Source organism: Shewanella schlegeliana (assembly GCF_016765635.1).
GTDB classification, from domain to species: domain Bacteria; phylum Pseudomonadota; class Gammaproteobacteria; order Enterobacterales; family Shewanellaceae; genus Shewanella; species Shewanella schlegeliana.
On record NZ_JAESVD010000004.1, the window covers coordinates 172,695 to 187,893 of the forward strand.

15 protein-coding genes are annotated in these 15,199 nt (G+C 43.3%); 8 read left to right on the plus strand and 7 right to left on the minus strand.

The window, feature by feature from the left end; translation table 11 throughout:
• Nucleotides 1-4 precede the first annotated feature (4 nt).
• The 4 genes from JMA39_RS08490 (at nt 5) to JMA39_RS08505 (ending at nt 4,071) form a co-directional block, all read left to right on the plus strand.
• Nucleotides 5-223, plus strand: coding sequence for a YgaP family membrane protein (locus tag JMA39_RS08490; RefSeq protein ID WP_202721453.1), 219 nt, complete (start codon nt 5-7; stop codon nt 221-223).
• Nucleotides 224-247: 24 nt separating this feature from the next.
• Nucleotides 248-643 carry a rhodanese-like domain-containing protein gene (locus JMA39_RS08495; protein ID WP_202721454.1) on the plus strand — a complete coding sequence of 132 codons (396 nt, stop codon included), beginning with the start codon at nt 248-250 and terminating at the stop codon, nt 641-643.
• A 566-nt stretch (nt 644-1,209) separates the two neighbouring features.
• Nucleotides 1,210-3,624 carry a S8 family serine peptidase gene (locus JMA39_RS08500; protein ID WP_202721455.1) on the plus strand — a complete coding sequence of 805 codons (2,415 nt, stop codon included), beginning with the start codon at nt 1,210-1,212 and terminating at the stop codon, nt 3,622-3,624.
• A 129-nt stretch (nt 3,625-3,753) separates the two neighbouring features.
• Nucleotides 3,754-4,071, plus strand: a complete 318-nt coding sequence (locus JMA39_RS08505) for a VF530 family protein (RefSeq protein ID WP_202721456.1) — start codon at nt 3,754-3,756, stop codon at nt 4,069-4,071.
• A gap of 96 nt (nt 4,072-4,167) precedes the next feature.
• On the opposite strand, the gene JMA39_RS08510 is transcribed toward JMA39_RS08505, so the two are convergent.
• From JMA39_RS08510 to rssA, 7 genes are all read right to left on the minus strand, one after another.
• Nucleotides 4,168-4,974: a hypothetical protein gene (locus JMA39_RS08510; protein ID WP_202721457.1), complete on the minus strand. Its 807-nt coding sequence runs from the start codon at nt 4,972-4,974 to the stop codon at nt 4,168-4,170.
• 97 nt (nt 4,975-5,071) lie between these two features.
• Nucleotides 5,072-5,689 carry a GTP cyclohydrolase II gene (gene ribA, locus JMA39_RS08515; protein ID WP_202721458.1) on the minus strand — a complete coding sequence of 206 codons (618 nt, stop codon included), beginning with the start codon at nt 5,687-5,689 and terminating at the stop codon, nt 5,072-5,074.
• 215 nt (nt 5,690-5,904) lie between these two features.
• The gene (locus tag JMA39_RS08520; protein ID WP_202721459.1) at nt 5,905-6,261 is read right to left on the minus strand and encodes a YibL family ribosome-associated protein; all 357 of its coding nucleotides are present in this window, start codon (nt 6,259-6,261) and stop codon (nt 5,905-5,907) included.
• Between the two features lie 132 nt (nt 6,262-6,393).
• Nucleotides 6,394-6,858 (minus strand): anaerobic ribonucleoside-triphosphate reductase-activating protein, encoded by a 465-nt coding sequence (gene nrdG, locus JMA39_RS08525; protein ID WP_202721460.1) that lies wholly within the window; start codon nt 6,856-6,858, stop codon nt 6,394-6,396.
• Between the two features lie 76 nt (nt 6,859-6,934).
• On the minus strand, nt 6,935-9,052 hold the full coding sequence (nrdD, locus tag JMA39_RS08530; RefSeq protein WP_202721461.1) for an anaerobic ribonucleoside-triphosphate reductase: 2,118 nt from the start codon (nt 9,050-9,052) through the stop codon (nt 6,935-6,937).
• 254 nt (nt 9,053-9,306) lie between these two features.
• Nucleotides 9,307-9,990 (minus strand): hypothetical protein, encoded by a 684-nt coding sequence (locus JMA39_RS08535; RefSeq protein WP_202721462.1) that lies wholly within the window; start codon nt 9,988-9,990, stop codon nt 9,307-9,309.
• A 312-nt stretch (nt 9,991-10,302) separates the two neighbouring features.
• On the minus strand, nt 10,303-11,280 hold the full coding sequence (gene rssA / locus JMA39_RS08540) for a patatin-like phospholipase RssA (RefSeq protein ID WP_202721463.1): 978 nt from the start codon (nt 11,278-11,280) through the stop codon (nt 10,303-10,305).
• A gap of 344 nt (nt 11,281-11,624) precedes the next feature.
• Here rssA and JMA39_RS08545 point away from each other — a divergent pair, with 344 nt between their 5' ends.
• The 4 genes from JMA39_RS08545 (at nt 11,625) to JMA39_RS08560 (ending at nt 14,909) form a co-directional block, all read left to right on the plus strand.
• On the plus strand, nt 11,625-12,971 hold the full coding sequence (locus tag JMA39_RS08545) for a DEAD/DEAH box helicase (protein WP_202721464.1): 1,347 nt from the start codon (nt 11,625-11,627) through the stop codon (nt 12,969-12,971).
• Between the two features lie 288 nt (nt 12,972-13,259).
• Nucleotides 13,260-13,703 (plus strand): DUF3010 family protein, encoded by a 444-nt coding sequence (locus JMA39_RS08550; RefSeq protein WP_202721465.1) that lies wholly within the window; start codon nt 13,260-13,262, stop codon nt 13,701-13,703.
• Between the two features lie 102 nt (nt 13,704-13,805).
• A complete protein-coding gene (locus tag JMA39_RS08555; protein ID WP_202721466.1) occupies nt 13,806-14,312 on the plus strand; it encodes a M48 metallopeptidase family protein in 507 nt (168 codons plus the stop codon).
• A gap of 195 nt (nt 14,313-14,507) precedes the next feature.
• Nucleotides 14,508-14,909, plus strand: coding sequence for a hypothetical protein (locus JMA39_RS08560; RefSeq protein WP_202721467.1), 402 nt, complete (start codon nt 14,508-14,510; stop codon nt 14,907-14,909).
• The last annotated feature ends 290 nt before the right edge of the window (nt 14,910-15,199 follow it).

The following is a 15,199-nucleotide window of genomic DNA, read 5'->3' on the forward strand; positions in this document are numbered from 1 at the left end:
AAATATGTCAATTGAACGCGCCATCATGGCATTTGCAGGCTTTATGGTTTTAATATCAGTAGCCCTAACTGTATGGATTAATGATAATTTTATCTGGCTCACCGTTTTTGTTGGAGCTAATTTATTTCAAAGCGCCTATACTGGATTTTGTCCGGCAGCAATGATTATGCGCAAGTTAGGCTTTAAGTCTGAAGCACAGCTAGCCACTGCCAATAATAATTAAATAATGAAAAATAAAGGTATATTGATGAGTAACGCTTTTAATTTACAGCATAAACTGCCAAAAACTATGGTTTGGTTATTAGGGCTAAGTGTTTTATTAATGATGTTCAGCACTATAGCTACGGCCGCAGATCAAGATGCTAAAGTGACTTGGCAAAAAATTGAAGCTGGTGCTTTAGTGGTTGATGTTCGCACACCAGGAGAGTTTGCTCAGGGACATCTACCAAACGCAATCAATATTCCTTATGAGCAAATTAACACTAAGTTTGCCAACAAGCAGATCGCAAAAGACCGTTCGGTAGTTGTTTATTGCCGCAGCGGCAATCGCAGTGGTATCGCTAAGCAGATGCTCGTCAGTGAAGGCTACACTCATGTTTATAACGGTGGCGGCTACCAAATGCTAATGAGCCAAAAGCACTAATTGAGCTTAAGCTCCAAGAGAAGCCTAAAATATTCTTATTTTAGGCTTTTTTATTATCTGTTTTGCTGTCTGTGTTTATTATCTAAGAATAGTCCCCTTAGAACCACAGATAGATAATCTAGCTAAATCTAGAATCAAATCACCATAAAATGACTAAAATCAGACCTTAAACAACAGATAAAACCAACCTTTTTAATTCCATTTAGGCATAAGTTATAACCAAGCTTATCAACAATGTTTGTATCGTAATTTCATATACTTATATTAAGCGAACACTAAACTAGTCATAAAGACTATTATATTCAATTATGACACTGCAACCCCAAGATGCATAAAACCGCAAATAACCAGCATAAACTCACAAAATCGAACCAAAAAATAAAATAATCATTCATATAAAGAAATCTCCCCATTTAACAGTATTCCTCCGCCAGTAGATTAACACTTTATTTACAAATCAAAATCAGCCAGATACATTCCATCGTCGTAATAATAGAAATATAAATAAAATTCTGCAGATAACACAAAAAACAACCAAATATTCTAAATGACATGGAAGACAGTAAATGACTACAAGAAATATAACTAGAGCTGCGTTATCGCTTTCGGCTCTTACACTCGCCATCTCTGCGAGCGTAAGTGCAGCCCCATCTTTTGCTCCACAGCTACAAAGTAATGGATCGCAACTAACTAAAAAAAGCCCTTTACCCAAACGCTATATTGTCAAGTTTAAACGAGCCGATGGTATCAGCGGTTTCGCCCAATCGAGCAACAGTATTGCTGATGCTCAATACCAACCGAGAAGCAATGAAGTTTTCTCACACTTTCGCGCGCTTAACAGTGTTGCAGCCAAAGAGATGAAACGCATCGGTCGCAGTAATAGCTACTCAGTAAAACTCGATAATAAAAGACTGCAAGAGCTTAGGTTTCGCGCCGATGTCGACTACGTAGAAGAAGATGTACCACGCCGACTATTATCGGAAACCACACCTTGGGGACAAACATACGTTGGCGCTACAGCTTTAAGTGATAGCCAAGCAGGCAACAGAACCATCTGCATTATCGACTCCGGTTACGATCGTAGTCATAACGACCTCAATGCCAATAATGCCTCTGGCACAAATAACGCTGGCACGGGTAATTGGTTCGACCCTGGTACAAATAATGCTCATGGTACTCACGTTGCAGGTACCATTGCCGCCATTGCAAACAATGAAGGTGTTATCGGCGTTATGCCAAACCAAAATGCTAATATCCATGTGATTAAGGTATTTAACTCAGATGGCTGGGGTTACTCTTCATCACTGGTTTCAGCGGTTGATACCTGCGTATATAATGGCTCCAATGTCGTCACCATGAGTTTAGGCGGTCCAAGCTCAAGCAATACCGAAAAAAATGCCCTTGCTGCTCACGCAAACAACAACGTGCTATTAATCGCAGCTGCAGGTAATGACGGGAACAGTACCCATAGTTATCCCGCTTCTTACGACTCAGTGATGTCGGTTGCAGCAGTTGATAGCAATAAAGACCATGCCGCATTCTCGCAATATACCGATCAAGTAGAAATCTCCGGCCCTGGTGAAGCCATTTTATCCACCGTGACTCGTGGTGAAGGCCGTTTGGCTGACATTAACATTGCTGGTCAATCCTACTTCAACAACGGGGTAGTGCCTCATAATCGTTATGTAAAGTCGGGAACCAGCCATATTAGCTCGCCCATTATTGGTAGCATAACGGGTACACTCGCAGAGTGTGCCGTCAGTGGCAGCTCATTTAATTGTGGCAATATGACCAACAAGGTGTGTTTAGTTGAGCGTGTCGGTAACCAAGGTAGTAGCTACCCAGAAATAGATGCGGTTAAAGCCTGTGAAGTCGCAGGCGCTAGCGCTTCAATCGTTTATAGTAATACTGCACTTCCAGGCCTGCAGAACCCATTCTTAGTTGATAGCAACAATGAAGCGCCTATTGTGTCTGTCTCGGTAGACCGTGCAACGGGTTTAGCTCTTAGGGAGCAAATCGGTAATAGCGTCACGGTTGCCAATTCCGATAACGAAGACTACGAATACTACAACGGTACTTCAATGGCTACACCGCACGTATCAGGTGTGGCAACACTCGTTTGGAGTCACCACCCACAGTGTAGCGCCCAGCAGATAAGAGAGGCGCTTAAAGCGACTGCTGAAGATCTTGAGACGGTGGGTCGTGATAACAAGACTGGATTTGGCCTAGTAAATGCGTCTGCAGCCAAGACATACCTTGAAGAGTCATGTACAGGCCCAACTGATCCCGGTGCAGGCGACAATGTGCTAGTTAACGGTGTGATGAAAACCAATCTTACGGGCGCGAAGAGTGATGAGCTGCATTACTATATCGATATTCCAGCTGGAGCATCCAATCTGAGCTTCAGCATGAGTGGCGGAAGCGGAGATGCAGATCTCTATGTTCAGTATGGCGCTGCACCAACAACTGATAGTTATGACTGCCGCCCTTGGAAGGGAGGTAACAACGAGTCATGCCCTATCACGAATATTCAATCGGGCACTTATTATGTCATGCTTCAGGGTTATAGTGCTTTTGATGGCGTAAACCTAATCGCAAACTATAGTGAATCTACTGGCGGTGGAGGCACTGGAGGAGCTGCAACTTACACAAATAACACTAGCTATAGCATTCCAGACAACAGCAGCATTGGTGTAGAGAGTATAATCTCAGCGGCTCGCACTGGTGACTCAGGCATAGTTTCTGTTGCGGTCAACATCAGCCATACCTATATTGGCGACCTACAAGTTGAGCTTCATAGCCCGTCGGGGCAAATCTCGGTGTTACACGACAATAGTGGCGGCAGTGCTAACGATATCGTTAAAACATACACTGTCGATATGTCGGGAGCGGATTCAGCTGGTGACTGGAAACTTAAAGCAATAGACAGTGCTCGTCGAGATGTTGGCACCATAAACTCATGGGAGCTAAGCTTCCAGTAAAAAAACTGTTGATAATAGAGAGCCTTATGGCTCTCTTTTTTTGCAATATTAAGCTCAAGACCTGTTATTAATAAGCTGATATAATTAACCCATTCAGCTAAGTTCCAACAAGACGATTGCAACAAGACTATGACTCAAGTAAACAACCCACTCCACGGCATTAAGCTCGAAGACTTATTAACGGATCTTGTCGATCATTACGGTTGGGAAGAATTAGGTAGACGTATCGATATTCGCTGCTTTAATCATGACCCAAGTATTAAGTCGAGTTTAAAGTTTCTGCGTAAAACTCAATGGGCAAGAGATAAAGTGGAATATCTTTATTTAAAAATGAATAAACTGCCACTGCCTGCCCCAAAAGATTATGACGGTGAAAACCGTGCCGCTAAACCGCAAAAATCTAAAGAGCCGTTACCCGAGGTCAATGCTAAGATTTGGGGTAAATAACCTAATAAACCTCGATAACTCAATGTATTGGCTTGATTCTTATTGAGCCAATATATTCGAATTCAAGCCCCGAATGTAAGCCTTTTCCTAGTCTGCCTAGATTGGGAACTCAAAAATTAAACGCCACACCTCAACCCCGTCGCCCCCTCGGTAACTTAAACCAAAACGTTCAATATTAATTAAGTCCCAGCCAATTGGCTTGGAGAACGCCAAGGTTAGACCCACCTCTAAACTACTCGCCACCAGCACATCTTCTTCAAATGGTGTAGTGAACTTTAATCGGTCAAAATACCAATAGCCAGCAACGAAGAAGCGGGGTTCAACTTCGACTCCCCCCATCTGGAAGAAATAGTTAGTACCTATATCAATACCTGATTGTACCGCTGAGTATGTCTCACTCACTTCGTCATCTAGGGTATTATAGCCAGCAAAAAAGATCCGGTTTACCCATAGAGGTTCACTATCACCAAAATCAAAACTAAGCAGGCTAGACATGCCCGCTGAATAGATAATAACGTCATTCCCATTGGTAAAATTTGTGCCAAAACCGAGATCTGCGTAGGTTTGAAACTCATGGTTATCGGCGGTTTTTACTCTGTACTCGAGTCCAGGGGTAACGCTTAGAGTGCCCACACTCGAGGGGAATTCACCATCTGGCAAGTCGCTCCAGGTAAAATTAAAAAATCCCATAGATACAGGAGTTCTCAATACCAAAGACTCCTCTTCAGAGCGCTGTAAATCAAAACTTAGTGGGATATTAACGACCGTCGCATTTTGGCCTGCTGTACGGTAGATACCGCTGCCTAAATAGTTCGAGAAAGCATAGTGACTGTAATCGGTTTCCGCACTTGCAGGTAAACCAATAAATAGCAGAAAAACAGAAAGGACTCGTAAACGGGTCATAAATCGACTTTAAACTTAATTAAACTCTAATAGATAACCCGAATATAACGGTATAGCGGAAGAAAAGCCAAAAATATTAAGGCTTTCCCCACTTGGATCAGTCTTTGTCGACATCGGTGAAGTGATGCTCAGACATCATATGTCCCAGCTGAGTAGATTTGGTCTTAAGATAGCCTTCGTTATAGCGATTTTTCCCCACTTGCAGCGGCACTCGCTCAACAACTTCTAAGCCAAAACTTTGCATCGCTTTCACTTTACGAGGGTTATTGGTCATTAAGCGCACTTTAGACACACCGATCTTCTCCATCATAGGGATGATCATGTCATATTTGCGCATATCGGCTTCAAAGCCTAAACGCTCGTTAGCCTCAACAGTATTGGCACCTTGATCTTGCAGCTCATAAGCACGGATTTTATTAAGCAACCCGATACCACGACCCTCTTGGCGCAAATAGAGAATAAAGCCTTGTCCCTCTTCGGCAATATTCTGCATCGCCGTTTGTAACTGGAAGCCACAGTCGCAACGTAAGCTAAATAGCGCGTCACCAGTTAAACATTCTGAATGAATACGCCCAAGGATAGGAGCATCTGGGGAAAATGTACCAAAGGTAAGCGCTACATGCTCTTTACCTGTCTCGCTATCTTCAAAGCCATGCATTTCGAAAACACCCCAAGGGGTAGGTAATTTTGAAGACGCGATATATTTAATCGACATGAAAAAACCTTAACGACAACTCTCATTCCATGAGACTGCAAACGTCCTGATAAAGAAAATAAATGCTTGAGACGATACTCTTGCTAGCTCAATGATTCAATCAGTCTATGGCTTAAAGTGGGATCTCATTCGCCATAGACTAAACTGGAGTCAGCATAAGCCCAGTGCTTAAAGATAACCTTGAAGCGGCTCACTAAATGAATAACTAAAAGTAGTTAAAACTCTTTTGGTGCAAAGCCTGTCACTTGCTTAATGCCCATTTCACGACCTAATGCTGTCATTGGATGTACAACGACCAAGCCCTTTACTGACTTCTTCAATTTACCCATGTCAGCCTGTTCGGCTTTAGTTAACACTCGGCTAAACTTTAAGCCAGTAACAGTGCTACCTTGCTTACTCAGCTCACGTGTTTGTTGACCTTTAACGCTACTAATACGTTTCGTTAAAGCCGCAATCTCCTGCTTAAACTGCATAATAACAGTCGGATCACCACGCTTTTCAGCGGCTGCTAGCTTACGACGAAATCTGTCTAACTTATCGTTGAGCGTTTGCAGCTCCTGCTTTAAATTCATTTACAAACCTTAAATTCAAATCTAAATAACACGTTTAGAAACAAAAACAGCCTCAGTTAACTGACGCTGTTTTGTCATTATTGTCTCATTATAACAGCATACAAGACCATTTTGCCTAGGTTTATAGCAAGCTTATCTGAGATAGTGGATTTCTTGATTACTGCTGCCCCTAAAGACTAGGCTAGGATCGGCGAGAGATTGCTCAAACTTACCATCGACCACGACATTGACTAAGTCGACGATCTCTTGTTGTTCAGGGCTCAAACTCGCGAGAGTATAACCCGTCCACAACCAGATATCTTTACCAGGGCAGTGCGCTCTCACCTGTTTAACAAGTGATAATATCGCCTCCAAATTAGCTGGGAATAACGGATCACCACCAGACAGCGATAACCCCCGCCTTTTAATTCTGTCATCATTTAGATCATCAATAATGCGCTGCTGCATCTGCTCATCAAATAGATGACCTGAACAGGGATTCCAAGTCGACTGATTGTAACAACCGCGGCACTGATGCTCGCAGCCAGAGACAAACAGGGTTGCGCGAGTCCCCGGCCCATTAATCACATCTGTTTGATAGTATTGATGATAATTCATAATAAACTTATTCCAGCTAAAGAGATAAAAAAGGTGCTGATAACAGCACCTTTATTATTTAGAGAGCGAGCGCAGCTTATAAGTGCTTAACGCGACGCTTAACTTCTTCCTGCTTACCATAGTTAAATGGTCTAGCATCTGGGCTACCTAAGTAACCGCATACGCGACGAGTCACTGATACACGGCTTGGCTCATGGTTGCCACATTTTGGACAGGTAAAGCCTTTACTGGTACAGCTAAACTCACCAGTATAGCCACAGTCATAGCACTCATCGATTGGAGTGTTAGTACCATAATAAGGCACTCTGCTGTAGCTGTAATCCCACACATCCTCTAACGCTTCCACGTTATTTTGCATGTTAGGGAACTCGCCGTAACAGATGAAACCACCATTCGCTAGCTCTGGGTATGGCAGCTCAAAGTCAATCTTGTCGTAAGGGTTAACCTGCTTTTCAACATCCAAATGGAAGCTGTTTGTGTAGTAACCCTTAGCGGTCACGCCTTCCACAACACCAAACACTTTAGTGTCTAGCGCACAGAAACGGCTACACAAGTTCTCACTTGGCGTGCTGTACAAGCTAAAGGCATAACCAGACTCTTTCTTCCAGTCTTCAGTCGCTTGCTTCATGTACTTAATCACTTCGATAGCTTTTTCACGCAGCAGTTCACTGTCGTAAACATGCTCCTCAGTGCCATAAAGTGCATTAATGGTTTCGTGCAATCCGATATAACCTAAAGAGATCGATGCGCGGCCATTCTTAAAGATCTCTGAAATATCATCATCGGCGCGCAAACGCACACCACAAGCACCTTCCATATACAGGATTGGGGCTACGCGAGCTTTAACACCTTCTAGGCGCGCGATACGTGTATCTAAGCCCTTACGAGCGATAAGTAGACGCTGATCTAAAATGCGGTAAAACTCAGCTTCATCACCGTTAGCTTCTAATGCGATACGAGGCAAGTTAAGGCTCACAACACCTAAGTTGTTACGACCTTCATGAACTAGCTCACCATCTTGCTCAAACGTTCCTAGGAAACTACGGCAACCCATAGGCGTCTTGAATGAGCCTGTGACTCTTTCTACTTGTTCATAGTTAAGGATATCTGGATACATACGAGTCGAAGCACACTTAAGTGCCAACTGCTTAATATCGTAGTTACAATCCCCCGTCTTGTGGTTGATGCCATCACGAATAGCAAATACCAGCTTAGGGAATACCGCAGTTTTACGGTTCTTACCCAGACCGGCAATACGCACCTTCATCATTGACTGTTGAATTAGACGTGATTCCCAAGAGGTACCTAAACCAAAACCAAAGGTTACAAATGGCGTTTGACCATTAGCGGTATGCAGAGTGTTCACTTCGTACTCTAGCGATTGGAATGCATCGTGACACTCTTTTTCTGTTTGCGCAGTCGCAAACGCTTTAGCATCGGTAATGCCCCAAGTCAGTGCCACTTGGTAATGCTTGTCATAACTCTTAGCAACAAACGGCGCGAGTACTTCGTCGATACGGTTGATGGTGGTGCCGCCATAGATGTGGCTCGCCACTTGAGCGATGATCTGCGCGGTAACAGCCGTTGCAGTAGAAATTGATTTAGGTGTTTCAATCTCAGCGTTACCCATCTTAAAGCCCTGAGTTAACATGCCGCTTAAGTCGATTAGCATACAGTTAAACATCGGGAAGAATGGTGCGTAATCCAAGTCGTGATAATGGATCTCACCAGACTCATGTGCGGCAACTACGTCTTTTGGCAAAATGTGGCACTTAGCGTAGTGCTTAGCCACGATGCCCGCTAATAAGTCGCGCTGAGTCGGGATCACTTTAGAGTCTTTGTTGGCGTTCTCGTTTAGCAAAGCGGCGTTGCTTTGCTCGACCAGACCACGGATCTCTTTATTTAGGCGACTGCTGACTTCGCGCTTAATATCACGGTCATGACGGTATTCAATATAAACACGCGCCAAAGATTTATGTGGGCCTTCCATCAGCAAGTTTTCAACTGAATCTTGTAGGTCGTGAATATTCACTTCCTCTAATTCAGATACAGTTTGTCTTACTTTTTCTGCAACTTGTTGTGCATATTCAGCGCATTCAATACCGGCCGAGTTAGCAGCTGCTATCACGGCATCTTTAATCCTTGTTTCGTCAAAAGGCGTACGGTAACCATCCCGTTTAATAACCACTGGCATTGTATAAATCCTCTTCAGCTCGCTAATCAAAGTAACACTATATATAGTGCCATCTTTTCAATACATCACAATATGTGGCGCATTAAGCTATAAAATAAGGACAGATACATTGATCCAGATCATACTTTTAAAAGAGGAAGACAATAAGAAAACAGTTCTGTCTATAAACTCGCTTATCTAAAATAATGGCCTTGACGGAGACCATGAAGCGGGCTAGTAACAGGATAATTCAGGTATAAATTGTGGATAAAAACTTAATGCCTTTTAGCTAGGGCTAGGTAGCTATTGAGCTGGCCTTTTTCTTGCTGATGCTCGCCCGTCATAGAAGTGAGCTGCATCAAAGATTTAAGCCCTTTGTACTGATTGACTTGGGTTTCACTCAATGGTTTTTCTGAATTTAATAGCTCGGTGATCTGGCTTGAAACACGGTTGGCTTTTTGTGCAACTAATGGTGACTGAGAGAAATCCATCGCTCCCATGACCCACTTTGCATCATCTAACATCGCAGCCAGCTTTTTGTCCTCATCACTATCGCTCAAGCCAGCACGTTGCTCATCGATAAAGTCAGCTAGTGATTGCTCATTGACTGGCGGAATTTCAAAGCCACTATTAGACAAACGGTTCAATTGTCCTTCAGATAAAATGCCATCTTGATACAGTCGCTGAATAAGTGCAGGTAATTGCGCAGAGGTGAATGTGCCTCCTTTAAAGAAGTCATTAGCCATCGCTTCAATTTTCTGAGCTCTCTCTGCACGTCCCGACAACACCAAAGTATTGTCACTCTTTGTCAGCTCTGTGGTGGCCGCTGGAGTCGACTTATTACTCTGTGTAGCAACATTTTCGGCATTGGCAACATTTGACTGGCCACTATTAACGCCATAAGCGTCAGATAGGGTATTACTATTTACTGCGTTATTGATACTGCTAAGTAGGTTCATCGTCAAAAAGCCGGCGTTAAATGAGTATAAGCTCGTTAAAGCATTTAACGTGCCGACTTATCAACTTGAAAATCAATTGATTATTTTTACGCCAACTTTTGAATTAGCGGCAAGCAAAACGTCCTAAACGATTCAATTTGTTCTGCGATCAAACCAGCCTTATCTAGCAAGATACTGACTAAAGTTGCTTAAAAGGATCTTTCTGTTCAATGAACAATAAAATACGGTATTTAGCCATATATAAAATCAGATAAATGAACACAAAAAAGGCGCTATTAGCGCCTTTTTCACTCAAAAACCAAGCAAAACTGTTTAGGCTTTATGCTGTATCAAAGCAGCTTCAATCAAGTGCGCCACTTTTTCAACCGCAGCTTCACCCGCTGCAATCGCTTCTTCGGCGCGATGAAACTCCATAGTGCCAATATTTCCGATATCTGGCACGATACAGATATCTGGCGGATCGCCCATCAAACGCGCTCGCTTATGGCGCCCTTCCAAAATTTCCATCGATTGATGCATGACCGCCAGCATCCCCGGATTAGGGTTATGCGGTGCATTGCTCTTACCACCAAGAGAAAACTTATCGGTTAAACCCGTAATGTAACCCCGACCCCGAGCTAACAGATCGGTAAAGCCTTTATCTTTATGCTTCTCAGCCTCATGCGCTTCTTCGACTGTTGGCTTGTTACTTTTCATATTCACTGGTAAAACTTGCATACGGCCACGACGAAGCCCATGCAGATCGACCGCAATAACGAGGTCTACACCCATAGCGCGGCTAACCGAAACGGGGACAGGGTTAACGACTGCACCATCAACCAACCAACGTTCCCCTACCTTAACGGGCGGCAAAATCCCCGGCATAGAGCAAGATGCCCGTACAGCGTGGCGTAAATCCCCTTCCTTAAACCAAATCTCTTGACCTGAGTAGAGGTCAGTTGCAACTGCAGCAAATGGCTTTTTCAGCTCTTCAATCTGCAGATCACCAATACGCTGCTGCAGTACATCAAATACTCGCTCACCACCGATAAGTCCGCCTTTACCCCAGCTAAGATCCATCAACCCAAGCACATCCCAGCTACTAAAACTGCGCACCCAACTCTCAAGCTCTTCTAAGTGATCATTGGCGTAAGCCGCACCGACTAACGCACCAATTGAACAACCTGCAATTTTATCGGGATAGATCCCCATTTTAGCTAGGCCATTTAATACACCAATATGCGCCCAACCTTTTGCAGCTCCACTACCTAAGGCTAAACCTATTCGTACAGATTGTTTATTTTTAGACACGTTAAAATGACTCCATAGGTCAGCTTGAAAATAAACTCTTCAACACTCAATGCTAAAGTGCCAACGTTCAAACTTTTAAACTTTTAAACTTTTAAACTATACTCAACGTAAACAGAATAATGCCAAGCTAAATAAGCACTTAATCAATTTTGAGTGGATAAAACCCTTCGTATTGCCTGCTGAGTTTGTGGCACATAAACAACACTAGACAAAGGTTATCACTAGAAAGCTAGCCATTTTAGCAGAAATCTCTGCGTTTGAAGAACAAAGTTGATGGGTATTCGTAGCGCATTGCTAAATCTGTAGGTTATAATACGCGGTCGTATCATTTATGGAGTACACCTTTGCAATTTACCGATTTCTCACTGGATCAACGCCTATTACAGAGTCTCAAGCATATGGGCATTGACACCCCAACTGAGATCCAGCAGGAAGCAATTCCAGTCGCCCTTGCAGGCAAAGATCTGATGGCCTCATCTAAAACGGGTTCAGGTAAGACATTGGCCTTTTTATTGCCGGCGATGCAGAGACTGATTTCGTGTAAAGCATTGAGTAAGCGTGATCCTCGCGTGGTGATCTTATTACCAACGCGTGAGCTTGCCACTCAAGTGTACAGTCAGCTGCGTTTATTAGTCGCAAATACTCAGTTTAAAGCGATAAAAATCCTAGGTGGCGAAAACTTTAATGATCAAGCAAAAGCGTTAGCCCGTGATCCACACTTTGTCGTGGCGACACCTGGCCGCTTAGCTGACCATCTCAAACAACATCACCTACACCTAAACGGTCTTGAGCTGCTTATTTTAGACGAAGCTGACCGTATGCTAGATCTTGGTTTTGCCGAGCAGCTAAAACAGATTAACAATGCTGCCGACCATAAGCGTCGCCAAACATTGATGTTTTCAGCAACCTTAGATCACGGTGATGTAAATGATATTGCCGCAGAGTTACTGAAAAATCCTGAGCATGTCGCTATTGGTGCAGGTAACTTAGAGCACAAAGATATTACCCAGCGCATCTTCTTATGCGATCACTTAGATCATAAAGAAGCGATTTTGACGCGCATTCTAAAAGAAGAGCAGCAGAAGCAGATCATCATCTTTACCGCCACAAGACAAGATACCGATCGCTTGGCTAAAAAGTTGGCCGATGATGGCTTTAAAACTGCGTCACTCAGTGGCGAGTTAAAGCAAACGGCTCGTAACCAGATCATGGATGAATTTAGCCGTGGTTTGCAGCAAATTCTAGTGACGACAGACGTTGCATCCCGTGGACTGGATCTATTAAATGTATCGCTAGTCATCAACTTTGACATGCCTAAGTTTGCTGAAGAGTATGTACACCGTATTGGCCGTACTGGCCGTGCGGGTGCAAAAGGCGATGCCATCTCGATTGTTGGCCCAAAAGACTGGGTTAACTTCACCCAAGTACAAACCTTCTTGAACAAGACATTCGGCTTTAGTGAGCTTGAAGGGCTTAAAGGCAAGTTCACAGGCTTAAAACCTAAAGCGGCAGATAAGCGTAAAGCAAAACCTGCGGCAGCAGCGAAAAAGAAAGCAGCCACAGCCAAGAAGAAATCATCTGCAAAAGCTGCCGCTAATCGCGACAAGCGCTTTGCGACAGGCGTCGATGTTGGTGACGCACCTATGCTTAGAAAGCCTAAGTCTAAGCTACAAGATACACCTGAAGACTAAACGTATTCGACTCAGAGTATTGCGATATTCTCGAGTTAAATGAAAGCCGCATTGATTAATCATCTCTGCGGTTTTTTTATTTCAGTCATTCCCCTCTTAACTTACCTTCTTCACGGTAAAATTGTGTTCACAGAGCAAGCAGGCATCTCATCCTGCCCTCTTTCACCACAACTCAAAACAAAAGAGACAAAAAAGTTATTTGAATAGCACCAGAAAGCACATTAAAACGCTGACCGTTTCGGGAAATAACGCTACAATACACGCAATATTGTTTTATTAAGGTTTATCATGAGAGTTTGTGGCGTAGAGTTAAAAGGTGGCGAAGCCATCATCAGTTTATTAAGTTATGAAGGCGAAACCTATAACGTGCCGGATTGCCGTCAAAAGTCGTTCGCGATTTCAAACTCTGAAAGCACCGAAACCATGCGTGATTTTCACTTTGCTTTTGGCAAGCTGATTGAAGACTACCGCGTGGATGAGATCGTGATTATCCAGCGTGAGCAGAAAGGCAAAGGCGCGGGTAGCGTGACTAGCTTTAAATTAGAAGCCTTGATTCAAATCTTACCTGTTGCTGTATCTATCGTGTCACCTGTGGCTATCAAAGAACAGCTAAAGCGTAATCCACCTCAGGTTGATTTCGAAGGTCTAGAGCTTAAGCGCTTCCAAAAGAACGCATTTGAAGCGGCTTACGCCTTCCATAACATGACCATCTACAAGACTGACGAAGCGTAAGCTTACGAACTATCAAAATAGATAATAATGGGCGCACTCAGGGCGCCCTTTTTATATCTTCAAATAGATTTTATTTTTTACATCCTAAGATATAACAATTGCATGCAAACACTCACCTACCTCGCGGGCTACTCAAGCGAAATTCAAGAACAAGTTCAAAGTCTATTAGAACAAGATAAGCTTGGGCAGTTCTTACTCAAACGCCACCCAGAGATCCATACCATTCGCACAGACAAAGCCCTGTACGACTACACCATCACAATTAAGAACCAGTACCTGCGTAAATCTCAACCACTGTCTAAGGTGATCTTCGATGACAAGATATCCTTAAGCCATCAAGCGCTAGGTTTACACTCTTATGTTGCCCGTAAGCAAGGGGCAAAAATTAAAGCGAAGAATGAGATCCGCATCTCTTCGCGTCTTAAAAAGGTGCCTGAAGGGTTACTGAGAATGGTTGTGGTGCACGAGCTCGCCCATTTAAAAGAGAAAGATCATAACAAAGCCTTTTATCAGCTTTGCTGCCATATGGACGGTGACTACCATCAACTGGAGTTTGAGCTAAGACTGTTGCTTACCTTGATCGATGCCGAGAAAAATCCCTATATTTAAAATGATTGCAAATTCAGTGCTAAGAAATTACAGGTAAATATAAACGCTTCATCCTTTCTCGCCACTATCATCATTACCACCAATAAAACATGAACGATAATGATTTTCATTTAAATCATTTTAGATTACACTCTAAGCCATTGAGCATATAGACATTCGCGGATCTTTTGGCTGACCAGTTACGGGTAAAGAGTGATGAGTGATGATTTAATTAACAAGCAGCAGAAATGTCGCCGTAAGCTGACTAAATATCAGCAAAAAATCAGTTATTACATTCAGCTCAGTGATAGCGAGATCTCGCTGAAAAAGCGCGCAGCAAAGTTGGCTAAATATCGCTTAAAAGTTATCAAACGCCAACTTAAGCTTAAGCGTTTAGATGCACAAATTACCTTATCCAGCGCTTACACTAAGCTTACTCCCGCAAATGATGCCATTGTTAGTATGCCAATATTTACGCAGCGCAGTGTCAATCCCTCTTCCCTTGCTCAAGTAAACTTGTATCGACCCCATAAGAGTAAGCCCTGTAAAAGCTGCCCTGCACTTCGTGGTAAAGCCTGTTTATGTGCGATGAAAAGCGAGCAGCGAAAACAAGCTTAGATATGCCCTTTGAATGAAGGCTAATTACATTCATTTTTGGCTTAGAGTTATCAAGTAGCCTGATCTGGATTGTCGCTTCATCATTATCAATCGCCTGCAGCGGGTGCTGGACAGGATGTCCGAATGTCGTGATCACATAGTCAATAATGTTCCTTACATCATAATGACATTCCCCAGTTCCCTATGGGTCAGATGTGAAGGAACGACCGTATGTGCAGACACTACTGCGATTCGCTGCAAGTACAATCCCTATATGCTCTGCGATGACAAACAACATCCATGTTTAAAGG